Annotated in this window: 21 protein-coding genes; 9 read left to right on the top strand and 12 right to left on the bottom strand. The window is 70.8% G+C overall.

Annotation, left to right across the window (positions count from 1 at the left end; translation table 11 throughout):
• Positions 1-8: 8 nt before the first annotated feature.
• From DVK44_RS22835 to DVK44_RS22795, 9 genes are all read right to left on the bottom strand, one after another.
• Positions 9-1,337 (bottom strand): sensor histidine kinase, encoded by a 1,329-nt coding sequence (locus DVK44_RS22835; RefSeq protein WP_114661343.1) that lies wholly within the window; start codon positions 1,335-1,337, stop codon positions 9-11.
• Between the two features lie 284 nt (positions 1,338-1,621).
• Positions 1,622-2,509 (bottom strand): DUF5936 domain-containing protein, encoded by an 888-nt coding sequence (locus tag DVK44_RS22830; protein WP_114665372.1) that lies wholly within the window; start codon positions 2,507-2,509, stop codon positions 1,622-1,624.
• Between the two features lie 22 nt (positions 2,510-2,531).
• Complete coding sequence (locus tag DVK44_RS22825; protein WP_114661342.1) at positions 2,532-3,473, bottom strand: type II secretion system F family protein; 942 nt, start codon at positions 3,471-3,473, stop codon at positions 2,532-2,534.
• A 129-nt stretch (positions 3,474-3,602) separates the two neighbouring features.
• On the bottom strand, positions 3,603-4,943 hold the full coding sequence (locus tag DVK44_RS22820; RefSeq protein WP_114661340.1) for a CpaF family protein: 1,341 nt from the start codon (positions 4,941-4,943) through the stop codon (positions 3,603-3,605).
• A 98-nt stretch (positions 4,944-5,041) separates the two neighbouring features.
• The gene (locus DVK44_RS22815; RefSeq protein WP_114661338.1) at positions 5,042-5,446 is read right to left on the bottom strand and encodes a TadE/TadG family type IV pilus assembly protein; all 405 of its coding nucleotides are present in this window, start codon (positions 5,444-5,446) and stop codon (positions 5,042-5,044) included.
• 2 nt (positions 5,447-5,448) lie between these two features.
• A complete protein-coding gene (locus DVK44_RS22810; protein WP_114661337.1) occupies positions 5,449-5,844 on the bottom strand; it encodes a TadE/TadG family type IV pilus assembly protein in 396 nt (131 codons plus the stop codon).
• An 83-nt stretch (positions 5,845-5,927) separates the two neighbouring features.
• Positions 5,928-7,184 (bottom strand): AAA family ATPase, encoded by a 1,257-nt coding sequence (locus tag DVK44_RS22805; RefSeq protein WP_114661336.1) that lies wholly within the window; start codon positions 7,182-7,184, stop codon positions 5,928-5,930.
• Positions 7,185-7,191: 7 nt separating this feature from the next.
• Complete coding sequence (cpaB, locus tag DVK44_RS22800; RefSeq protein WP_114661335.1) at positions 7,192-7,902, bottom strand: Flp pilus assembly protein CpaB; 711 nt, start codon at positions 7,900-7,902, stop codon at positions 7,192-7,194.
• 129 nt (positions 7,903-8,031) lie between these two features.
• Positions 8,032-9,048: a hypothetical protein gene (locus DVK44_RS22795; RefSeq protein WP_228447330.1), complete on the bottom strand. Its 1,017-nt coding sequence runs from the start codon at positions 9,046-9,048 to the stop codon at positions 8,032-8,034.
• A 382-nt stretch (positions 9,049-9,430) separates the two neighbouring features.
• On the opposite strand from DVK44_RS22795, the gene DVK44_RS22790 reads away from it, so the two are divergent.
• The 4 genes from DVK44_RS22790 to DVK44_RS22775 all read left to right on the top strand — a co-directional run bounded on the left by DVK44_RS22790 (position 9,431) and on the right by DVK44_RS22775 (position 12,538).
• The gene (locus DVK44_RS22790; protein ID WP_228447329.1) at positions 9,431-10,903 is read left to right on the top strand and encodes a hypothetical protein; all 1,473 of its coding nucleotides are present in this window, start codon (positions 9,431-9,433) and stop codon (positions 10,901-10,903) included.
• Between the two features lie 27 nt (positions 10,904-10,930).
• Entirely contained in the window at positions 10,931-11,572 is a 642-nt protein-coding gene (locus DVK44_RS22785) for a hypothetical protein (protein WP_114661333.1), read from the top strand.
• Between the two features lie 9 nt (positions 11,573-11,581).
• Positions 11,582-12,004: a DUF3592 domain-containing protein gene (locus tag DVK44_RS22780; protein WP_114661332.1), complete on the top strand. Its 423-nt coding sequence runs from the start codon at positions 11,582-11,584 to the stop codon at positions 12,002-12,004.
• A 90-nt stretch (positions 12,005-12,094) separates the two neighbouring features.
• Positions 12,095-12,538: a hypothetical protein gene (locus tag DVK44_RS22775; RefSeq protein ID WP_114661331.1), complete on the top strand. Its 444-nt coding sequence runs from the start codon at positions 12,095-12,097 to the stop codon at positions 12,536-12,538.
• Between the two features lie 51 nt (positions 12,539-12,589).
• On the opposite strand, the gene DVK44_RS22770 is transcribed toward DVK44_RS22775, so the two are convergent.
• Both DVK44_RS22770 and DVK44_RS22765 read right to left on the bottom strand, forming a co-directional pair.
• Positions 12,590-13,366: an IclR family transcriptional regulator gene (locus tag DVK44_RS22770; protein WP_114661330.1), complete on the bottom strand. Its 777-nt coding sequence runs from the start codon at positions 13,364-13,366 to the stop codon at positions 12,590-12,592.
• Positions 13,363-14,433, bottom strand: coding sequence for a sugar kinase (locus tag DVK44_RS22765; RefSeq protein WP_114665371.1), 1,071 nt, complete (start codon positions 14,431-14,433; stop codon positions 13,363-13,365). The genes DVK44_RS22770 and DVK44_RS22765 overlap by 4 nt, the downstream gene beginning before the upstream one ends.
• A gap of 210 nt (positions 14,434-14,643) precedes the next feature.
• On the opposite strand from DVK44_RS22765, the gene DVK44_RS22760 reads away from it, so the two are divergent.
• The gene (locus DVK44_RS22760; RefSeq protein WP_228447328.1) at positions 14,644-15,948 is read left to right on the top strand and encodes an amino acid deaminase; all 1,305 of its coding nucleotides are present in this window, start codon (positions 14,644-14,646) and stop codon (positions 15,946-15,948) included.
• A 20-nt stretch (positions 15,949-15,968) separates the two neighbouring features.
• On the opposite strand, the gene DVK44_RS22755 is transcribed toward DVK44_RS22760, so the two are convergent.
• Positions 15,969-16,316, bottom strand: coding sequence for a DoxX family protein (locus DVK44_RS22755; RefSeq protein ID WP_114661329.1), 348 nt, complete (start codon positions 16,314-16,316; stop codon positions 15,969-15,971).
• A 379-nt stretch (positions 16,317-16,695) separates the two neighbouring features.
• Between DVK44_RS22755 and DVK44_RS22750 the strand changes: the two genes are divergently transcribed.
• The 4 genes from DVK44_RS22750 to DVK44_RS22735 all read left to right on the top strand — a co-directional run bounded on the left by DVK44_RS22750 (position 16,696) and on the right by DVK44_RS22735 (position 20,499).
• Complete coding sequence (locus tag DVK44_RS22750) at positions 16,696-17,559, top strand: helix-turn-helix domain-containing protein (RefSeq protein ID WP_114661328.1); 864 nt, start codon at positions 16,696-16,698, stop codon at positions 17,557-17,559.
• 128 nt (positions 17,560-17,687) lie between these two features.
• Positions 17,688-18,599, top strand: a complete 912-nt coding sequence (locus tag DVK44_RS22745; RefSeq protein WP_114665369.1) for a polysaccharide deacetylase family protein — start codon at positions 17,688-17,690, stop codon at positions 18,597-18,599.
• A 168-nt stretch (positions 18,600-18,767) separates the two neighbouring features.
• Positions 18,768-19,979 (top strand): pyridoxal phosphate-dependent aminotransferase, encoded by a 1,212-nt coding sequence (locus DVK44_RS22740; RefSeq protein ID WP_114661327.1) that lies wholly within the window; start codon positions 18,768-18,770, stop codon positions 19,977-19,979.
• 130 nt (positions 19,980-20,109) lie between these two features.
• Positions 20,110-20,499 carry an SCO4983 family protein gene (locus DVK44_RS22735; protein WP_114661326.1) on the top strand — a complete coding sequence of 130 codons (390 nt, stop codon included), beginning with the start codon at positions 20,110-20,112 and terminating at the stop codon, positions 20,497-20,499.
• Positions 20,500-20,573 lie beyond the last annotated feature (74 nt).

Genomic DNA, 20,573 nt, shown 5'->3' with positions numbered 1-20,573 from the left:
TGAGTGGGTCAGGTCAGTAGCGGGGCCCCTGCGGGTTCTGCCCCCGTCGTGGCCAGAACCACCGCCGGGAGATCCAGCCGTACCTCCGTGCCCCGGGCCGCCCTGCCGCGTCCGATCCGGATCCGGGCCCCGATGGAGGCGGCCCGTTCGACCATCCCGACCAGGCCGAAGTGGCCCGCCCGGCGGAGGTCGTCGAGGGTGGTGCCGGGCGGCAGGCCCGGGCCGTCGTCGTAGACGCTGATGCGCAGCACATCGCCCACGATCCCGGCCGCGACGTTCACGTAGTTGGGGCGGGCGTGGCGCTGCGCGTTCTCCATCGCCTCCGTCGCGATGGTCAGCGCGTGCCGCGCGACGGCGTGCGGCAGGGGCGGTACGGAGGCGTTGCCGATCTGCCGGAAGGTCGCCTCGACCCCGTGGCGGCGCGCGAAGTCGTTCGTACGGGAAGCGAGTTCGGCCAGGACGTCCACGCCGCCGTCGAGTCCGGACTCACGCCGCAGGTCCGAGAGCAGTTCGCGCGACTCGGCCGCCGCCCGGCGCGCCGACCGCGCCACCAGCTCCGCCTGGCGCTTGACGGTCCCGGGGTCGAGCCGGCCGGCCGAGCCGGCGAGGCCGTCGGCCGCCATGGCGAGGCCGTGCAGGGTCTTGGCCACCGAGTCGTGCATCTCGCGGGCGAGCCGGGCCCGTTCCTCCTCGACGGCGCCGGCCACGGCGAGCCGGGCGCGCGCCTCGGTCAGGGCCTGGCTGGCGGCGCCGAAGCCGAGCATGAGGTTGCGCAGGGTGCTGCCGATCGCGCCCGCGATGACGCAGAGGCCCGGCAGGAGCAGCGCGGTGAACCCGGCCTTCGCGTCGGGGTTGACTGCGTAGGCGGCGGCGACGATCAGGGACTGGAGCACGGCGAAGACGGCGGCGCCGCGCCAGCCGTACACGAGCCCGGCGAGCAGCGGCGTGCAGATCGTGACGTACGCGAGCGTCGAGTCCGGGGACGCCGTCACCAGGAGCAGCGCGCCGAAGGACATGTCGGCGGCGAGCAGCGCGGGATGGCGCAGCAGGATCGGCCCGAACCGCTCCCAGTCGCGCAGCAGTACGTACGACACCATGAACGTGACGAGTACGGACGCGCTGACGAGCCAGGTCCCCAGCGGCGAGGACGTGCGCGCGAGGGCGAAGGGCGCGGCGAGCGCGATCATCGCCAGCCGGAAGCCGAAGGTCTGCCGGCAGAGCGCCTGGAGGGCGTTGACCTGGATGGGCAGCGGGGGCAGCCGGCTCGGGGCGGTTACCGCCGAGCGGGGTACTTCGCTGGTGTTCCCGCCCGTGAGGGTGAGGGTCTTCTGAGCCATGGGGGTCACCTCCCGTTCGAACAGATCGGACGGACCGGATGGATCGATCGAATCGGATGGATCAGGTGTACTGGATGCATTGGGTGTACTGGACGGACGGGGCTTTTTGGGCGCGTCGGGCGAACGTCTCAACGGGATCGTCGGCCGCGAGCGCCGTCGTCGTGGCGCGGTCAGCCTGACGGTGCGGGTCGTCCGTATCGTCACGTCCGTCTCCACGTCCCCACCCCCGTTCGTCTCCGCCGTCTCCGCCGTCCCTGCCGTCTCCGCCGCCTCCGAGGTCCCTGTCATCCGGAGAGAATGCTCGCGAAGTCGACGCCGGATCCGTAGTAGAAGCTGAGCACGATCAGAATCATGGTGGCGGGCAGCATCACCATGGTCACGACAAGCGTGCTCTTCGGTACGGCCTGGGCCGCGCTGCGCCGGGCGCTCTGGGCGTCCGCGCGGCGCATGTCGTTGGCTATCTGGATCAGCGTGTCGACGATGGGGGCGCCCAGCTCCTCGCCCTGCTGGAGCGCCGTGACGAACATCGACACCTGCTCCGACGCGTTGCGCTTGCGCAACTGCTCGAACGCGTCGCGGCGGCTGACGCCCATGTCCATCTGGCGCAGGGTCACGCTCAGTTCGTCCGCCCAGGGGCCGCTGTACTTGCTCGCGACCCGCTCCAGCGCCTGACGGAAGCCCAGACCGGCGGAGACGACGACGGCGAGGACATCGAGGAAGTCGGGCAGGGTGCGCTCGATATCCGTCTTACGGCGCCGGATGGACGCCCTGATGATCACATCGGGCCAGACCAGACCGTACGCCAGCGCCACCAGCGCCACGACCGTCTGCCCCCTGGCGAGCATCGCGAGGGCGGCGAGCGCGCCGAGGGCGCCGTACACCGCGCGCCGGGCGGCGAACCGGTCGACGGTCATACCGCCCGGGTTGCCCGCCATGTCGAGCCGCCGGCGCAGCGCGTCGACGCGCTTGGGGCCCATCATCCTGAGCACGCTGGGCGCCCAGCGCATGCCCAGCCGGTCGATCCCCGAACCCACGGCGGTGGTACGGGTGGCACCGACCTCAAGGGCCAGCGCGAGGTCTCCCGGCAGCCGGGCGTCCGCGCGGTACATGCGGACGCCGTGGAAGACGCCGTACACACCGAGCCCCACGAGGACGGCGTAGAGAAGTCCCATCATGTGTCTGTCCCCTCCCTTCTCAGACCTTGACCCGGGACATGCGCCCGATCAGGAGATAGCCGACGGCGTACAGGGCGAAGGCGACGACGGTCCCCACCTGGCCCACCACCGAACCCGTCATCTTGTCCAGCGCGCCCGGTGTCGTCGCGTTGATCATCAGCAGGAAGCCGAGGCCGAGCAGGGGGACCGCCAGCGCGGTGACCTTCACCTGCGAGAGCATCGTCTTGACCTCACGGCGGGTCTCCTTGCGCTCCTCCAGCGTCTCCGTGAGGTTGCGCAGCGAGCTGACCACCTGGCCACCCGCCCGGCTGGACAGCACCAGCGTGGTGACGAGCACGACCAGTTCGCGCGAGGGCAGCCGGTCGGCGAGTTCACCGAGGGCGTCGTCCAGCGAGTGCCCGACGGCGAGCTGGTCGGCGACCCGGTGCAGCTCCTCGCCGGCCGGATCCTCCAGTTCCTCGGCGGCCATCGCGAGCGCGGTGCGCATCGCGAGCCCGGCGTGGGTGGCGTTGGCGAGGACCCGGGTCAGCTCGGGGAGCTGGTTGATGAACGCCTCCGTACGTTTCACCCGCTGCCAGTTGAGGAAGGCGTTGCCGCCCCAGACCCCGATCAGCACGGCCAGGGCCCCGAAGAAGGGCGCGAAGACCGCGCCGACGACGAAGTACAGCGACAGCACTCCGCCCGCGACGTACACGGCGTACTCGCCCACCGTCAGATCGAGGCCCGTCGCCCCGATCTTGCGCTCGATGCGCTTGCCGAGCGACGTCCTGCGCAGCCACCGGTCGAAGCCCGCGAAGCGGCGGCGCCGGCCGGTGGCCGTCTCCATCGGTCCCGTGTAGGACATCCGGTCGATGAGCATCTGCTGCTGCGTCTTGCCCGACGCGTACACGTGCACGCCGACGACCCCGAGCACACAGGTGAGCAGTGTGACGCCGATCGTCAGGAGCGGGAGATTATCCATGTCGTGCGGGACCTTCTCGGTGGACGGGGACGGGGAGGGGGGACGGGGAGGGGTGACGGGGGACGGGGTACGGGGACAGGGGCTGCATGGGGTCGGTGGTCGGCGGTCGGTGGTGGCGGCGCGTGTGCCTCAGGCCGCCGTCCTGCGTACGGCCAGCTCCTTCTCCGAGGTCGCGACCCCGAAGGCCGGCGGTACGGGTTCGCTCTTCAGGTAGAGCCGTTCCGCGATCCGGCGCGGCAGCGGGTAGTACTCGAACGTGCCGTGGACCCGCCCGTCCGCACTCATCGGCCGCGCGTGATAGCGGCAGACGGAGACGATCCGGTACTCCTCCCGGCCGTGCGAGTCGACAATGGCGATCTCGGTGATCCGGCGGGAGCCGTCGGCGTGCCGGGTGAGCTGGACGATGACATCGACGGCGCTGTTGATCTGGTCCTTGATCGCCACGAACGGGATCTCCACCTCCGACATGGACGCCAGCGTCTGGAGCCGCATCAGCGCGTCCTCCGCGCTGTTGGCGTGGACGGTGGCCAGCGATCCGTCGTGACCGGTGGACATCGCCTGGAGCATGTCGAGGGTCTCCCCGCCGCGGACCTCACCGACGATGATGCGGTCGGGTCGCATACGCAGGGAGTTGCGTACGAGGTCGCGGATGGTGATCTGGCCCTTGCCCTCGACGTTCGAGGGGCGGCTCTCCAGCGTGATCACATGCGACTGCTGGAGCTGGAGTTCGGCCGAGTCCTCGATGGTGACGATGCGCTCGCCGTTGGGGATCAGCCCGGAGAGCGAGTTGAGCAGGGTCGTCTTGCCCGTGCCGGTGGCCCCGGAGACGATCACATTGAACTTCGCGCGCACCAGCCCGGCCAGCAGGACCATCATCTGCTCGTCCAGCGAGCCGAGGCCGATCATCTCCTGAAGGGTGAAGGCGCGCGGGAAGCGGCGGATGGTGAGGATGGGGCCGGTGAGGGAGAGCGGCGGAATGATCACGTTGACGCGCTCGCCGGACGGGAGACGGGCGTCGACCATCGGATTTGCCTCGTCGACACGGCGGTTGACGGTCGAGACGATGCGCTCGATGGTCTGCATCAGCTGCTCGTTGGAGGTGAAGCGCATCGGCAGCAGCTCCAGCCGCCCGTTGCGCTCGACAAAGACCTGGTCCGCGCCGTTCACCATGATCTCGCTGATGGAGGCGTCTTCGAGGAGCGGCTCCAGAATGCCGAGCCCGAGGGCCTCGTCGACGACCCGGCGGATGAGCTGGGTGCGTTCGCCGGTGGAGAGGACCGGGCCCTCGCGGCTGATGATGTGGCTCAGCACGCGTTCGAGACGGGCCCGGCGCTCGGCCGCCGCGAGCGCGGACATCTCCGCGAGGTCGATCTCCTCCAGGAGCTTGGCGCGGTAGACCCCGACGAGAAGGCTCTCCTCGCTCTGCCCGTTCGTCGGTTCGGGGCTGCTGATGCGCGCTCTGAGGCTCATGACCTCAACTCCCTGGTTCTGCCGGTGTGGTGCGGTGGTGGCGGTGCGGTGGTGGTGCGTACTTCTGCTGAGGGTGAGCGAGGTGATCCGTACCCCGGTCAGTCGAGCGGCATGACCGTGCTGCGCCGGGCGTCCGGCAGGTCGAAGAGCGGCAGGACCGACGGGATCGGCACCCTGGCGGTGACCTTCACCTGCTGGTTCCCCCCGACCACGGTGAAGCCGCTGCCCTTCGCCAGCCAGTCGCTCAGCGCGGCGCGCCCCGCCTGGTCCGCCGTCATCGTGGACTCGCGGTACGTAGCCGCCCTGGCCGCCGCGCGGGAGGCCGTACCGGCCTGCTGCATGGCGTACGCGGCGATGCCGAGCTGGATCGCCGCCAGGGCGGCCACCAGCAGCAGCGAGATCACCCCGACGAACTCGACGGCGGCCTGGCCCCGGTCGCGGGACCGGCCGCTCCCGGGCGGGGTGCCGTGCAGGCGCTTCCCTATTGTCAGCGTGGTCAGCATCGTCAGCTCTCCCTTACCGCGGAGGCGTGGGCAGGCACCGTAAACGGCATGTTGACGCCGGGGAAGAGCAGCGGCACCCGGATCGAGAGGTTCGCCTTCACCTCGGACCCGTCCGACCAGCAGCTCACACCCGTCACCCGCCACGCCCCGGACACGTTCTTCTCCGCCCCGGCCCGGCACGCCGGCGTCCGCGCCCCCTCCGGGGCCACCGCTCCGGCCCGTACCGCCTCGTCCGCCGCGTTCCCCGCGAGCGAGAACGTGTAGCCGATCAGCGCGGCCTGCCAGAGCAGGATGACCGTGGCCAGGATGACCGGGACCATGCCGGTGAACTCGATCGCGGCCTGTCCCCGGTCGTCACGCAGCCGCGCGGCGACTCTGCCTCTCAGTTGAACGCCCATGGCGCAACGTGCCCCCTCGACCTCGTGAACCCTGCCTGTCGGTCTGTCTGCCGGTCTGTCCGTCGGTCTGTCCGTCCGGTCCATCACTTCGAACGGCCGCGGCGGACCCGGATCGAGCCCCGGTCCGCCTCGCCCTTGAACTTGCCCTGCTTCTTCTCCGTGGGCTCCGGTATCTTCACCAGCCCCAGCTCTCCGGCCAGCCCCCACATCGCCTGCTTCACCGTGGATTTGGCCTCCAGGTCCTGCATCCGGCCCGCGTCCACGGACGCCTGCAACTCCTTGAAGTTGGCGGGGATCGTCACCTTGGCGACCCGGGTGCCGGTGATCCGTTCGATCAGCGGGGGCTGGATCTCGGTGCTGCGCGTATGGCGGTTGACGACGGTCACGGTCTCCTCGGCCTTACGGATCTGGAGCCGGTCCCAGAGCCGCACCATGCGCTTGGCCGCGCGCACCGACACCACATCCGGCGTCGTCAGCAGTACGGTCGTGTCGGCCATCTCGATGGCGGCGGCGTTCGCGCTGTTCATCTGGGTGCCGCAGTCGACGACCACGACGTCGTAGCGGTTGCGCAGCGCGCTGACGATCTGCCGTACGGACCGCTCGTTGATCTCCTCGCCGCGCTCCCCCTCCCCCGGCGCCAGCAGCAGTCCCAGCCCGGTCGGGTGGATGAAGACCGCGTCCTGGAGGACCCGGGGGGAGATGTCCTGGATCGATGCCAGGTCCACGATCGAGCGGCGGAACTGCACATCGAGGTACGAGGCGATGTCGCCGGACTGGAGGTCGAGATCGGCCAGCGCGGTGTTCATGCCGGACGCCTTCGCGGCCAGCGCGAGCTGGACCGCCGTGAGGGTCGTACCGACGCCGCCCTTCGCGCCGCTGACCGTGATCACGGTGCCGCCGGGGCCGGTGAACACATCGGCGCCCTGGCCGAGATGGCGCCGTACCCCCACGGACCAGGCGGCCGCCGCCTGGACGCGCTGGGCCAGTTCCTCGTACGAGAGCGGCATGCTGACCAGACCACGCGCGCCGGAGTCCATCGCGGCCGAGAACAGCCCGGGGCTCGGGTCCGTGGTGACCAGGACGACGCCCACCGCGGGGAAACGGAGGGCGACTTCCCGGATCAGTTCGAGCGCCGGCACCGGGCCGATCCGCTCGTGGACCAGCACGACCTCCGGCAGTTCGTCGATCGACTCGGCGGCCAGCCGGGCCAGGGTGTCGATCAGGGTGGTCGAGTCACCGACCGGCCCGGCCGGCTCCGCGTCGGGGAGCTGGCTGAGCAGGGTGGTGATGGACCGGGCGGCGTCGGTTTCGCCGACGACCGGGAGGATTCGGGTGGTCATGCGTCCCTCACTTGTCCCCTTCGAGGGTGTAGGAGTTCTCACCGGGCCGCAGCGTCGTCGGGCTGCCGTCGGCGAGGAGGGCCAGTCGTACGTGCTGGGCGAAGGACTCGGCGTACGCGACGCGCTGGGCGTCCTTCGTCTTGAGGGCGAAGGTGATCGGCACGGCCTGCTTGACCGCACTGCGGTTGCGGTCGTTCTCGTCGGGCTCCAGGACCGTGAGCCGGCCGACGTCGATGACCTTGGCGTTGGGGACGATGATCCGGGACTCCGCCTTGGCGCCGTCGTTGTTGCCGGCGAAGGTGGCGAAGATATTGACCAGGGCGCCCGGGGTGATCTTGCCGGCGACACCGGTCGCGGCGTCGATCATGATGGCGATCTCCTGCTCGTCGTTGGCGAGCGCGGGCCGCTTGACGATCATGTCGTCCTGGAGCAGCGAGCCCTCCTTGAGCTGGGTGACGGCGATCTTCCCGCTGACGATGGACAGATCCGTCACGGCGTTCTTGGAGAGCCAGCGCCGGGGCATCGTGATCTTCTCGAACTGGTCCGGCGAGAGCGGCGTGTACGGCGCGATGTCCGACTTCAGTCGGTACGCCCGCACTTCGGGGCCGACTTTCGAGTTCACGTCGCTGATCACCGAGAGAACACCGGCGAAGGCACCGAAGGCGCAGAGGACCGAGAGGAGAAGCAGTATGACGCCGCGGCGTTGCCGTGAATTCATGAGCGGGACAACCTCGTTCGGTGACGGGGGACGTAGAGCCTGGGCGGGGACGGGAGGGGGAGAGAGGGAGGAGAGGGACGAAGGAGAGGGAGCGGGGAGAGTCCGGGACGGGGTGCGGTGCGGGTCGGGTCAGGTGCCCCGCCGCTGGGGAGCCCCCTGTTTCTCCGCCGGCGCGACCGACCTGACCGGCACAACCGACGTACCCGACACGGCCCGTATGGCCAACGCGGTCGACGCGCTCGACGTGGAGGACCCGCTCGGCGCCGACGCCGAAGCGGCCGGCGGACCGGCCGGGATGAGTGGCGCCGAACAGAAACCGCAGCGGTCACCTATGAGTTCGATACCGCACCAGGAACACACTTCCCGGCGGACCGAGGAGACCAGTTGATAAAGAGTGGAGATATCCGGCATGAAGGCGGCGAATTCGACCATCTTGGCCGTTCCCCACCAGCGCCGCGAATCGGCAGGAAGGGCACTTTCCTCGATACCCCGGACCTGCCACGCCGGCGCCAGTGTCGCGGTGACCCAGTCCGACTGGGACTGTCCCTTCGCGACCATCAGCCGGGTGGCGAAGTCGGGTCCGGTCAGCTCTCCGGACCCGATCTTGATCAGCTGGGGCGCCGGATTGGCGACCACCCCGAACTGCGAACCGGGCACCCAGGACTTGGCGTGCGCCTTGAGGGTCACCGGCACCCGGTCGAGCTTGGCAACGGTGTGGAGCAGCGCTCCGGCGTAGATGTAGTGCGACAGCAGCCGGGCCGCCGAGGCGACCACGCCCGCGCTGAAGTCGCAGATGGACAGCTGCCGCAACTGCCGTACGAGTACGGCGATGCCGAGCGGTGGCAGATCGAGCTTGAGCAGCGCGATCCGGTCGCTCTCCAGCATCGACCGGACGGTGTGCAGCCGCCGTTCGTGCGCCACCGGGATCGTGGCGGGGTAGAGGGCGACGACATAGCCGTGCTGCTCGACAAGGACCTGCATGTCGGCGAGCGCGGCGTCCAGCGGCTGGGCTTCGGGCGACTGTAGCAGCGCAGCGGTGGGCGTCTGATGGTCCGTTGGTGGCAGCACCAGATCAGGGCTGGTGACTGCGATCGCGGTCGGCACGCTGGTTCCCCGTTCGGCTCCGGACACCGGATTATCCGGCATCCGCAGTTCTCTCCCGCTGGATGCTTCTGGGCTTCTGGTCGAGCACTTTATCCACGACCTGGGGTGCGGAGAACACCTATCGGATGTCGGTGATCGGCTAACCGGGCGGTAACCACTGGCAAAGTCGGGCGAAGCAGTCAGCAGTTCACTGGTGTTTCAATGAAAATTCCATGTTTGTGAATTCCGCGGCCCCAGCTCCCCTTTGGGCCCACGTTGGGCCCACGGGCCCACGCCACCCCTGTGCCCACGTCAGTACGCTCCCATTCCGATTCCGCGTGCGAAAAGATACGCGGTCGTGCACGGGGGCGTTCGGATGAGTCGGCAAACGGTACGGAGACGGAGGCGTCCTGGGCGGGACCGGGGCGCCACGGGCACCGAGTACGTGGGAGTCATCGTGGTGGTGGCGGCCGTGGCGGGCGCGATGGTCGGCACGGGTGTCGACCGGACCGTCGCCGCCCAGCTGCGGTGTCTTGTCACCTTCAGCGGCCCGTGCGTGCCGGGCGCGCCCGGGAAGAAGGACCCGGAGGCCAAGACCGACGCCGCCTACGAGCCCGCTCTCTGCCAGGTCACCTCGTTCGCCGACAAGGCCGGCGCCAAGGCGAAGGTGCTCTTCATCGAGTGGGGCCAGGAGTACGGCTTCCAGCAGACGACCCTCCAGTCGAAGACCGACATCAACGGGGACGGCAAGGTCGACGAGAACGACCAGCGGGTCATGATGACGTTCACCGACGCCGCTTCCGTCGCCGCCAAGAAGGACTGGAAACCGGGCGCGAAAATAGGCAAGTTCGGAGCCGACAAGGTCGAACTCGGCGCCGGTATCAAGGTCACCAACGGCGACACATGGGTCTTCGACAGCGAGGCCGAGGCCGCCGCCTTCCGGGACGACATCGAGTTGCTCAAGGCGTACGAGCTGTCCAACCGGAACACCAACGCACAGGGCGGCGGTCTCGGCAACAGCATCCTGTACTTCTTCGGCAAGGGTCCGATGGCCGAGGAGGAAAAGCTCCGCAATCGCATCAACGAGCGGCTCGGCGACCGGCACATCACCTACGGCAAGATCGGGCTTGAGGCCGCCGCGTCCGCCGGGCTGAAGGTGTCGGCGGGCGACGACAAGAAGCTGGGCGCCACCCTCGGCGGCAACTTCAAGTTCTCCCCCGAAGTGACCTGGACCGACAACAAGTTCAACGGGACGAAGGCGTACACATACAGCGCGGCGATCGAGTACGGCTCGAACGTCGGCTACGAGGCGGGGCCGATCAGCGGCGGCGCCGCCATCTCCTCCACCCAGACCGGCACGATCACCGTCACGTACGACAAGAAGTCCGGTGAGCTGCTGCGGATCGACATGACCCGTACGGTCGAGAAGGACAGCACCAGCGACAGCGGGGGCCTCGGCGGCGACAACGGCAAGAGCGGCAAGGACAAGCGGGGCGGCGGCGGAAAGGCGACGGACGGCTCCGGCACCACCGGCATCGACATCGTCACCAACTCCGTGATCATCCCGCCGGGCTCCGACGGCGACCGGCAGCGCGCGATCGCCCAGAAGTGGCTGGACGGCGGCGGCGACAACGCGGCCCCCTTCTCGTACATGTTCGACGATCACGCCCCGACCAGACGGCCCGGCGCCGACGACCCGTTCGGGCAGCTGCTCTTCGACGAGGGGCTCTCCAGCCGGACGAACTACACCGGCGACACACAGGCGGCGGAGTACGGCTTCGAACTGAATCTCGGGCTGAGCCTCGGCTTCTCCGTCTCCACGCACAAGAAGGAAGAGACCCTCAACAAGGCCGAGTTCCTCGGCGCTCCGCACGGAGACAGCCGTACCTATGTCCCGTACAGCTACTGTGCGAACTGACCCGCCGGCGACAGGAGCGCAGACGCCATGAACACCAGAGTCCACAGCCACAGGCCCCTCCGGTGGCCGGCCACCACCGTCACCGCCGCCGTCACCGCCGCCGTCACCGCCGTCCTCCTCACCCTGACGGCCGGCTGCGGCGCCGAATCGGGCACGGGCGGCGGCGGTACGGGCGCGAGCGGCGCCCTCCCCGAGGGCTGGGGCACCCTGCGCACCGCCACGGTCACCGTCGCGTACCCGCCCGCCTTCACCCCGCTGAGCGCGGCCGAACGCGGCAAGTACAACGCGGCGGCGGCGAAACTCACCGAGGACGGCGAGAAGAGCGAGGACGGCGAGAAGGGCAAGGACGTCGGCATGATCAGCGTCCAGCTCGGCTTCACCAACGCCGACACACCGGAGGAGGCGGCGATCGGCGCCGAGGCGGGCATCGCGCTCGGCTCGACCCTCAAGCGGCAGACGGAGATCGAGGTCAACGGCCCCGACGGCGCCAAGGCGGAGGCGCGGCGCGTCGACTTCGAGTTCACCGAGAAGGGCTCCCGCGTCAAGGGCGTGATCGTCGCGGGCATCGACACCGCGAAGAAGGCGTACGCGGTACGGATCGACGCGGTCAAGGGGAAGCTCGGCGACGACGACCTGCGGCGGATCCTCGACTCCATCACCCTCAAGTAGGCGGCGCCCATGGACATCCCGGGCGGTGACTACGTCTTCTTCGTGGGCATGATGCTGCTGTTCGGCTGGCTCACCGCGTACTACGGCCGCCGGCTCGCGGCGGTGCTCCGGGCACTGCGGGCGGGCGGCCGGGCGGTGGGCCGCTGCGTACGGGTCGAGACCGAGCCGTTCAACCGGTCCGACGCGCAGCGGTACTTCTTCACCTTCCGGCTGCCGGCCGGCCGGGAGATCGAGTTCGAGGACCTGGCGACGCGCGCGATGGAGGTGGGCGCACCCGTCACGGTGGCGTACGACCCGGCCGACCCGGAGCGCACGGCGACGGTCGCGGGGCGCGGCAGCTGGTCGCCGGTGGCGCAGTACGTGCTGCTGGTGACGGGGTGCGGACTGGCGGCGGCGGGCTTCACGGCCGTGTTCCTGTTCACGGTGGTCTGAGGAACAGCGCGATCGCGCGGTCGGTGACACACCACACTCATCAACATACGGGGACTTGATGCACGGCGATCTGTTCGGATGTGAGGGGCGATGACGCGGTACGAGTACCCGGGTGCGCCCGCGCGGCGGGACGACGGACGCGGCGCGCCCGTGTTCGCCCTGATGCGCGCCTGGGCGGCCGGCATCATCGCGCTGCTCTTCACGGAGTATCTCCAGGCCACGCTGGTCTACGACTATCTCGCCTCCGACGACAGACTGGAGACCTTCGCCGGCCGGCTGATGCTGATCCATCTGCCGAACGCCGTGTGCATCGCCCTCGCCACCTGGGCGGCGGGCCGCGTCCACAGCGATCCGTACCGCGATCACCAACTCCAGCACCTGCTGGCGGTGTTCGCCGTCCCGGTGGCGGCGCAGGCGGTCAATATGGCGCTCCAGTGGGACGGGCTGGTCGCGGAGGGCGTGCTGATGTCGAACGCGGTGCTGGTGGTGGGGTGTGTGACGGGGTACGCGGTGGAGCGGCTCCAGGAGGACTGAGAGGGCTGGGAGGGCTGAGAAGGCCGGCCGCGCCTCCCTTGGCCCTTGGCCTCACGTGGCTTTCTGGCGCGGCTGTTGGGCGGGGACGGTGGTGCCCGAGTACTCCCCGCCGATCGCCTCGGCCGTGCGGCGCACCAGCGGGAGCAGGCCGAGGAGTTCCTCCGCCGTGACGACGACATTCGGCGCGGACACCGACAGCGCGGCGACGACCCGGCCGTCACCTCCCCGGATGGGCGCGGCGACGCAGTTGATGGACTCCTCGTGGCCGCCGAGGTCGGCGGCCCAGCCCTGTTCCCGTACGGTCGCCAGCTCCTTGAGGAAGGCGGCGGCGTGGGGCGTGGAACGGGACGTGTAGAGGGGGTAGTCGAGGCGCCCGGCCACCGCGCGGCGCTCACCCTCGGGCAGGTCGGCCAGGAGCAGCTTGGCCACGGCGGCGACGGTGATCGCGACGGGCTTGCCGACGCGCGAGTACATCCGTACCGGATAGCGGCTCTCGACCTTGTCGATGTAGAGGACCTCGTTCTCCTCGTACACCGCGAGGTGGACGGTGTGGCCGCACTCCTCGTTGAGCGCGCGGAGATGCGGGTGCGCGATCTCGCGTACGTCGAGGTTCTCGACGGCCTCCGCCGCCAGCGCGAAGAGGCGCGCGCCCAGCCGGTGGCGGCCGTCCTGCTGGCGGTAGACGAGGCCGTGGTCGTGGAGCGTACGGAGGAGTCTGAGCGCGGTCGACTTGTGGACGCCGAGGGCGTCGGCCACCTGCCCCAGGTCGGCGGGGCCCCGCGCGAGCAGCGGAAGGATGCTCAGCGCCCGGTCGACACTCTGGCTCATGGACTGCGTACCTCCGTGTCTGGTTCTGTCACCGTCTCGGTGCCCGTTTCCGTGTCCGCCGTCCAGCCGGGGCCCAGCCGAAGTGTCCCCCAGCCGGCCTCGTCGAGCGCGGCCAGCCGGTCGGCCATGGCCCGGGAGGGCGGCGCGCCCAGGTCGCCGGGGACCGTGAGGGCGGCGGCGGCCATGAGGTGGCCGTGGCGCAGCCGGGCGGCGACGGGCAGGCCGCGCAGGGTGGCGGAGAGGAACCCGGCGGCGAACGCGTCCCCGGCGCCGACGGGCGCGACGACGTCGACACGCGGCGCGGGGACGGAGATGACAGTGTCGGTGTTGTCCTTGTCCTGTGCGCGGGTGTACGCGATGGCGCCCGCGGCGCCGCGCTTGACGACCAGCGTCGCAGGCTCGGGAAGCGCGGCCCTGATCGCGTCGGCGCCGTGCAGGTCCCACGCCTCCGCCGCCTCGTCCTCGCCGACGAGGACCAGATCGGCGCCCCGGGCCAGCTCCAGCAGGACCCGGGTGTCGGAGTCCCGGCGGCGCCACAGGCCGGGGCGGTGGTTGACGTCGAAGGAGAGCAGCGGACGGCCCGGGGCGCGGGCGGTCAGCTCGCGCATGAGGACGAGGCAGCCGTCGGAGAGCGCGGCCGTGATACCGGACAGGTGCAGGACACGGCCCGCCCACAGGCCGTCCCGGGGCGGATTGCCCGGCGCCATGGCGCTCGCCGCCGAGCCGGCGCGGTAGTAGGCGACCTCGTGGGCGTCGGTGGCGCGGTCCGTGGCCGTACGGAAGTAGACGCCGGTGGGGCGCTCCGGGTCGCGGCGTACCCCCGAGGTGTCGACGCCGTACGCGGCGATCGCCTCGGTCAGATGGTCGCCGAAGCCGTCCGCGCCGACCCTGCTGACCCACCGGACCCGGTGTCCGGCGGCGGCCAGCGCGCAGGCCACATTGGACTCGGCGCCGCCGATCGTACGGTCGAAGGACGGGACGTCCGCGAGGCGGCCGGGGCGGGAGGGGAGGAAGGTGACCATGGATTCCCCGAGGCAGACGACTTCCACACCTTCCACGGCTTCCATGCCGTCCCCGCCGGGGTGGTCGTCTGCTGCCGTGGCTGCGGTCGCGGTCACTCGGGGCACTCCTCCTGGCCGGGCAGATCTCGAAGGCACCGGATCTCGAAGGCACCATTGACCCGCTGTCGGCTCGGATGTTAGACAGCGCCGAGCGACATACGCAATGGGCGTTGCACGCAGTGCAACGTACGCGTCTATGGACGAGGGGGAGGGCCCGTGACCGACGAGCCGAGTACGCGGTTCCTGAGCGCGGAAGACCTGAGCACCGAGCGGATCGACCACCGTTTCAAGGGGCTGCCCCCGGATGCCGAGGGGATGACCGTCGGCGCGCTCGCCGCGGAGCGCCGCTCCCTGTTCACCGGCGGCTTCACCACCCCCGTTCTCGCCCTCTCCGCCGAGTCGGTCGAGCACAATCTCGCCCTGCTGGAGACCTACTCCACACGCCACGGCCTCGCCTTCGCGCCGCACGGCAAGACCTCCATGTCCCCGCGGCTCTTCGCGCGCCAGCTGGCGCACGGCGCCTGGGGCATCACCGCCGCCGTCCCCCACCAGGCGCGTGTCTACCGGGCGTTCGGGATCCGGCGGATCTTCCTCGCCAACGAGCTGGTCGACGCGGTGGCGCTGCGCTGGCTCGCCGCCGAGCTGGACCGGGATCCCGGCTTCCGGCTCGTCTGCTACGTGGACTCCGTGCGCGGCGTCGAGCTGATGGACGAGGCGCTCCGGGCGGCGGGCGCGGGCCGTCCGGTGGAGGTCGTGGTCGAACTGGGCGCGGGCGAGGGGGCGCGTACCGGCGCGCGTACGGAGGCGGAGTGCGCCGCCGTCGCGGACGCGGTGGCCGCCGTACCCACCCTGCGACTGGTCGGGGTGGCGGGGTACGAGGGCGAGGTGCCGGAGGCCGACGAGGTCAGCGTCCGCGCCTGGCTGCGCCGGCTGACCGCGCTGGCCGTGGAGTTCGACGCGGCGGGCCGGTTCGCGGAGACCGACGAAACCGACGAGATCATCGTCAGCGCGGGCGGCAGCGCCTGGTTCGACACGGTGGCGGACGTCTTCGCGGAGATCCCGGCGCTCTCGCGTCCCGTACTGAAGCTGCTGCGCTCCGGCGCGTACGTCACACACGACGACGGCCAGTACCGCGCCCTCACGCCCTTCAACCGCGTACCGGAGGAGGGCGCCCTCCAGCCCGCCTTCCGCCTCTGGGCCCAGGTCGTCTCCCGCCCCTCCCCCGGCCAGGCGTTCGTCAACGCGGGCAAGCGGGACGCCGCGTACGACCTGCATCTGCCGGAGGCCCAGGTGGTACGGGACGCGCGTACGGGCGCGATCCGCCCGGCGGCCGGCATCACGGTGACGCGCCTGTCCGACCAGCACGGCTGGCTGGCGACCGGACCGGGGGCCGAGCTGGAGGTCGGCGACTGGGTCGGGATGGGGCTGTCGCACCCGTGCACGTCGTTCGACAAGTGGCAGCTGATCCCGCTGGTGACGGCGGACGGCACGGTGACGGATCTCGTCCGTACCTTTTTCTGAGCCCTGTGGGGCCTACGTCCTCAGGCGGACGCCAGGCGCAGCACCAGCGCCGCCGCCGCGAGCACGATGAAGAGGATGACCGGAGCGAACCCCTTGTCCTTGGCGCGCAGATGCATGATGAGCGCGCCGATGAAGTAGAGGATCACGCCGATCGCCGCCGCGGCGCCCAGGAACGGCACCCAGAGCCCGATCACGAGCCCGGCCGCGCCCGCGATCTTGACGAGGCCGAGGGGGACGTACCAGGAGTCCGGCACCCCGACCTTGGACAGCGAGGCGACGATCGCCTCGGCCCGGGTGATGTCGCCCACGGCGGACGCGGTCAGGGCGAGGGCGAGCAGGATGCCGATGACGGCGAAGGCGATGAACACGGGGGACCTCTCAGCGAAGTGAGCGCGGGCACGGCACGGGTCAGGAGGTGCGGGCGCGGTGCGCTCGGGAACCGGGTCAGGATGACTGCTCCCGAGGCGCGGAGGAAGGCCGGGCGCAGGCTGGTAGCGCCAGGGCCACGATACGAGCCCGCCCTGACACTCCCCGCCGCGAGCCCGTCCCACGCCTCGATCTTCGAGGTACGGGTCCATTCCGCACCTCGGTCTTCTCGGTACGGGCCCGTTCCGCGCCTCGGTCCTCTCAGTGCGGGCCCGTTCCGCGCCTCGGTCCTCCCGGTACGATCCCGTTTCCGCGCCTCGGCCTTCTCGGTACGGGCCCGGTCCCGCGCCTCCGGTCCGCGGCAGCCGGTAGATTGCCCGGGTGAGCGACAACGAACTGGGCCTCTTCCTGCGCGCGCGGCGCGAGGCCACGTCCCCCGCCGATGTCGGGCTCCCGGCCGGTTCCCGGCGCCGTACGCCGGGGCTGCGCCGGTCCGAGCTGGCCACGCTGGCCGGGATCAGCGTCGAGTACCTCACCCGTCTCGAACAGGGCAGGGACCGCAATCCGTCGCTCGCGGTACTCGCCTCGCTCGCCCAGGCGCTGCGCTTCACCGCCGACGACCGTACGGCGCTGGTGCACGCGCTCAAGGCGGTCAGCGGCTCGACGCAGTTCTGCCCGGGGGCGGGCCGGCCCCCGTCCCGTACCGTACGGCCGTCGCTGCGCGCCCTGCTGGACCGGCTGGAGCCCACGCCCGCCGTACTGCTGAACCGGCTGACGGAGGTGCTGGCCCACACCGACGGTTACCGGCAGGTCTTCGGCCCGCTCGGGCTGCTGGACGCGCCGGCGCCCAGCCTGGCGCGGTTCCTGTTCACCGACCCGCGGGCCCGGTCCGCGCATCCGGACTGGGAGGGCGTCGCCGACGGGATGGTCACCCGGCTCAGGGCCGACTCCGCCCCCGACGACCAGCACCTCCGTACCGTCGTCCATGAACTGACCCTCACCGCGGGCGCTCCCTTCGCCGACCGCTGGGCGAACCTGCCGGCGGCGCCGGCGAGCAACGCGGGCGTACGGCGGATCGCGCACCCCGCGGCGGGCGAGCTGCGGCTCGTCGAGGAGACCCTCGCCCTCCCGGAGGCCGACGGACAGCGGCTGCTGATCCACCTCCCGGCGGACGACGCGACGGCCGCCGCCCTCGACTCCCTCACCGGACGGCGGCCGGGGGCGCTGCGCGCGGTCGCGGGCTGAGCTGGGCGGATCGGACCGGGGGCGGAGTCACAAACGGGTGACCGAAGCGCCGAAAGCGGATCCTCCGCGCGCCTTCGCTCGTCTCTTCTCCCGTACGTGGCGGAACAGAAGCAGAAGTGGTGGGGGACATGACACACAAAGCGGCGCGCGGGGCACGTGGTGGCGTACGGTCGGCGGGCGCCCGGGCGCTGAAGGCGACGGCGCTCGTGCTCGCCGGGGCGGCGCTGGTCGCCGGATGCGGCGGACAGCAGGCGGTCCCGACGGACGACGCGAAGGCGCCGGGGGCCGGGGCGGGGAACGGGGCCGGCCTGTCCGTACCCTCCCAGCGCCATGAGACCCCGGCAGCCCCGACAGCCCCGGCGGCCCCCGCGGCCCGTACGGCGCCGAGCATCCCGGAACAGACGTCGAAGCCCGACGCGCGGCTCCCCGCCCCGCTGGTGAACATGGACATCGCGCACGCGGCGGAGGACGGCGGCAAGGCCGTCAACCTCACCATCGACGACGGCCCGGACCCGGTCTGGACCCCGAAGATCCTCAAGATCCTCAAGAAGAACCACGCCAAGGCGGTCTTCTGCATGGTCGGCCCGCAGGCCGAGGCGCACCCGGAGCTGGTCAAGCGCGTGGTGGCCGAGGGCCATCTGCTCTGCGACCACTCGGTGTCGCACGACACCGGAATGGACCACAAGCCGGAGAACTATCAGAAGGACCAGATCCTGAAGGCCGCCCGGCAGATCGAGAAGGCGTCGGGCGGCGTCAAGCCGCTGTACTACCGGGCCCCCGGCGGCGCGTTCACCCCGTACAGCAGGCAGATCGCGGCGGCGGCCGGGATGCGGCCGGTGGGCTGGAACGTGGACTCCAAGGACTTCGAGCAGCCGGGCGCGGCGGCGATCCTGCGCACCGTGCGCAACCAGCTGAGCAACGGCCCGACGCTGCTCTTCCACGACGGCGGGGGCGACAGGTCGCAGACGGCGGCGGCGCTCGGGGAGCTGCTGCCGTGGCTGCGCGAGAACGGGTACGCGTTCAGCTTCCCGGTCCGCTAGGCCCGGCGGCCGGGGGCGCCGGGAGCCGCCTCGGAGCCCGGATGCCCCGCCCCCGCTAGGGCGTCCGGGCGGGGCATCCCGGCAGGGCATCCGGGCACGTCACCCGCGCGGGGCAACGTGGGGAAAAACACCAGGCGGCCTCCGTTACACGGCCGTAAGGTGGCCGACATGCAGGTCATCCAGTCCACAAAGCTCGCAAACGTCGGTTACGAGATCCGGGGCCCCGTCCTCGACGAGGCGATGCGGCTGGAGGCGGCGGGCCAGCGCATCCTCAAGCTGAACACCGGGAACCCGGCGGCGTTCGGTTTCGAGTGCCCCCCGGAGATCCTTGAGGACATGCTCCGCAACCTCGGGGACGCCCACGGCTACGGCGACGCGAAGGGGCTCCTGTCGGCGCGCCGCGCGGTCATGCAGCACTACCAGACCAAGGGCATCGAGCTGGACGTCGAGGACATCTACCTCGGCAACGGCGTCTCCGAGCTGATCCAGATGTCGATGCAGGCGCTGCTGGACGACGGGGACGAGGTCCTCGTACCGTCCCCCGACTATCCGCTGTGGACGGCGTCGGTGTCGCTGGCGGGCGGTACGGCCGTGCACTACCGCTGCGACGAGCAGTCGGACTGGATGCCGGACCTCGGCGACATCGAGCGGAAGATCACCGATCGTACGAAGGCGATCGTGATCATCAACCCGAACAATCCCACCGGCGCCGTGTACGACGACGCGATGGTCGCCTCGCTCACCGAGATCGCGCGGCGGCACAATCTGGTCGTCTGCTCCGACGAGATCTACGACCGGATCCTCTACGACGGCGCGACCCACACCCCGACGGCGGCGATCGCGCCCGACCTGCTGACCCTCACGTTCAACGGGCTCTCGAAGAACTACCGGGTGGCCGGCTTCCGCTCGGGCTGGCTCGCGGTCTGCGGCCCGAAGGCGCACGCCTCCTCGTACATCGAGGGGCTGACGATCCTGGCCAATATGCGGCTGTGCGCGAACATGCCGTCGCAGCACGCGGTGGCCACGGCGCTGAACGGCCGGCAGTCCATCCAGGAGCTGGTGGAGCCGGGCGGCCGGATCCTGGAGCAGCGGAACGTGGCGTACGACCTGCTCACCCAGATCCCCGGCGTGACATGTGTGAAGCCGAAGGGGGCGCTGTATCTCTTCCCCCGGCTGGACCCGAAGGTCTACAAGATCAAGGACGACCGGCAGATGGTCCTCGATCTGCTGCGCGCGGAGAAGATCATGGTCGTGCACGGTACGGGGTTCAACTGGCCCGAGCCCGATCACTTCCGGATCGTGACGCTGCCGACGGTGCAGGACCTGACGGACGCGGTGACGCGGATCGGGACGTTCCTGGAGGGGTACGCGCAGCCGTAGGGAAGGGGCGCGGGCGGCCATGCCTCTTCCGCAACTTCCCCGGACGCCCCCCGAACCTCCCCGGACACCACTCAACTTTAGACTGAATCCAAGGTAGGATGGCCTCCTGACGATGCCAGGAGGCCCTCTCATGTACGAGCCGATCCGTACGAAGTCGGTCCACACCATGGCCGGCGCCGACGCCGGGTTCCCGCACCGCAGCCGCGACGAGGAGCTGGACATCCAGCTCGCCGGACATCTGTCCGCGCTCCTCGCCGTCACCGACGAACTGGGGCTGGGCGCGGCCGCCGAGGCCATAGCCACCCGGATCGCCGGACTCCGGGGCACCCCGCCGGTCCGCCACGCGGCCCTCACCGGCCACGACCCGGCCGCCCTCCACCGCCGCGCCCTGGCCCTGGCGGGCCGCGCCCTGGTCGTGGCCGCCTCCCGCGCCGACACGGGCGCCGCCATCCTCGCGGCGGAGCGGATGGACGCCCACACAGCGGCACTGGCCACGCCGGACCTCATCGGCGCGCGCTGACGGCCCTCCCCCATGCCATCGGCGGCCTCGCCGTCGTCGGTGGAGTCCTCGGCGGCGGAGTCCTCGTAGGCGGA

The sequence above is a fragment of the Streptomyces paludis genome, assembly GCF_003344965.1.
Lineage (GTDB): Bacteria > Actinomycetota > Actinomycetes > Streptomycetales > Streptomycetaceae > Streptomyces > Streptomyces paludis.
The sequence above is the reverse complement of the archived record's forward strand: the minus strand, read 5'-3'. Positions and strand labels throughout refer to the sequence as shown.

Coding starts and splice junctions, on each gene's coding strand:
- DVK44_RS22810 (WP_114661337.1), bottom strand. CDS start 5,844: ATGGGCGTTCAACTGAGAGGCAGAGTCGCCGCGCGGCTGCGTGACGAC.
- DVK44_RS22830 (WP_114665372.1), bottom strand. CDS start 2,509: ATGGGACTTCTCTACGCCGTCCTCGTGGGGCTCGGTGTGTACGGCGTC.
- DVK44_RS22745 (WP_114665369.1), top strand. CDS start 17,688: ATGACACACAAAGCGGCGCGCGGGGCACGTGGTGGCGTACGGTCGGCG.
- DVK44_RS22805 (WP_114661336.1), bottom strand. CDS start 7,184: ATGACCACCCGAATCCTCCCGGTCGTCGGCGAAACCGACGCCGCCCGG.
- DVK44_RS22775 (WP_114661331.1), top strand. CDS start 12,095: ATGACGCGGTACGAGTACCCGGGTGCGCCCGCGCGGCGGGACGACGGA.
- DVK44_RS22780 (WP_114661332.1), top strand. CDS start 11,582: ATGGACATCCCGGGCGGTGACTACGTCTTCTTCGTGGGCATGATGCTG.
- DVK44_RS22820 (WP_114661340.1), bottom strand. CDS start 4,943: ATGAGCCTCAGAGCGCGCATCAGCAGCCCCGAACCGACGAACGGGCAG.
- cpaB (WP_114661335.1), bottom strand. CDS start 7,902: ATGAATTCACGGCAACGCCGCGGCGTCATACTGCTTCTCCTCTCGGTC.
- DVK44_RS22785 (WP_114661333.1), top strand. CDS start 10,931: ATGAACACCAGAGTCCACAGCCACAGGCCCCTCCGGTGGCCGGCCACC.
- DVK44_RS22835 (WP_114661343.1), bottom strand. CDS start 1,337: ATGGCTCAGAAGACCCTCACCCTCACGGGCGGGAACACCAGCGAAGTA.
- DVK44_RS22815 (WP_114661338.1), bottom strand. CDS start 5,446: ATGCTGACCACGCTGACAATAGGGAAGCGCCTGCACGGCACCCCGCCC.
- DVK44_RS22765 (WP_114665371.1), bottom strand. CDS start 14,433: ATGGAAGCCGTGGAAGGTGTGGAAGTCGTCTGCCTCGGGGAATCCATG.
- DVK44_RS22770 (WP_114661330.1), bottom strand. CDS start 13,366: ATGAGCCAGAGTGTCGACCGGGCGCTGAGCATCCTTCCGCTGCTCGCG.
- DVK44_RS22825 (WP_114661342.1), bottom strand. CDS start 3,473: ATGGATAATCTCCCGCTCCTGACGATCGGCGTCACACTGCTCACCTGT.
- DVK44_RS22795 (WP_228447330.1), bottom strand. CDS start 9,048: ATGCCGGATAATCCGGTGTCCGGAGCCGAACGGGGAACCAGCGTGCCG.
- DVK44_RS22740 (WP_114661327.1), top strand. CDS start 18,768: ATGCAGGTCATCCAGTCCACAAAGCTCGCAAACGTCGGTTACGAGATC.
- DVK44_RS22735 (WP_114661326.1), top strand. CDS start 20,110: ATGTACGAGCCGATCCGTACGAAGTCGGTCCACACCATGGCCGGCGCC.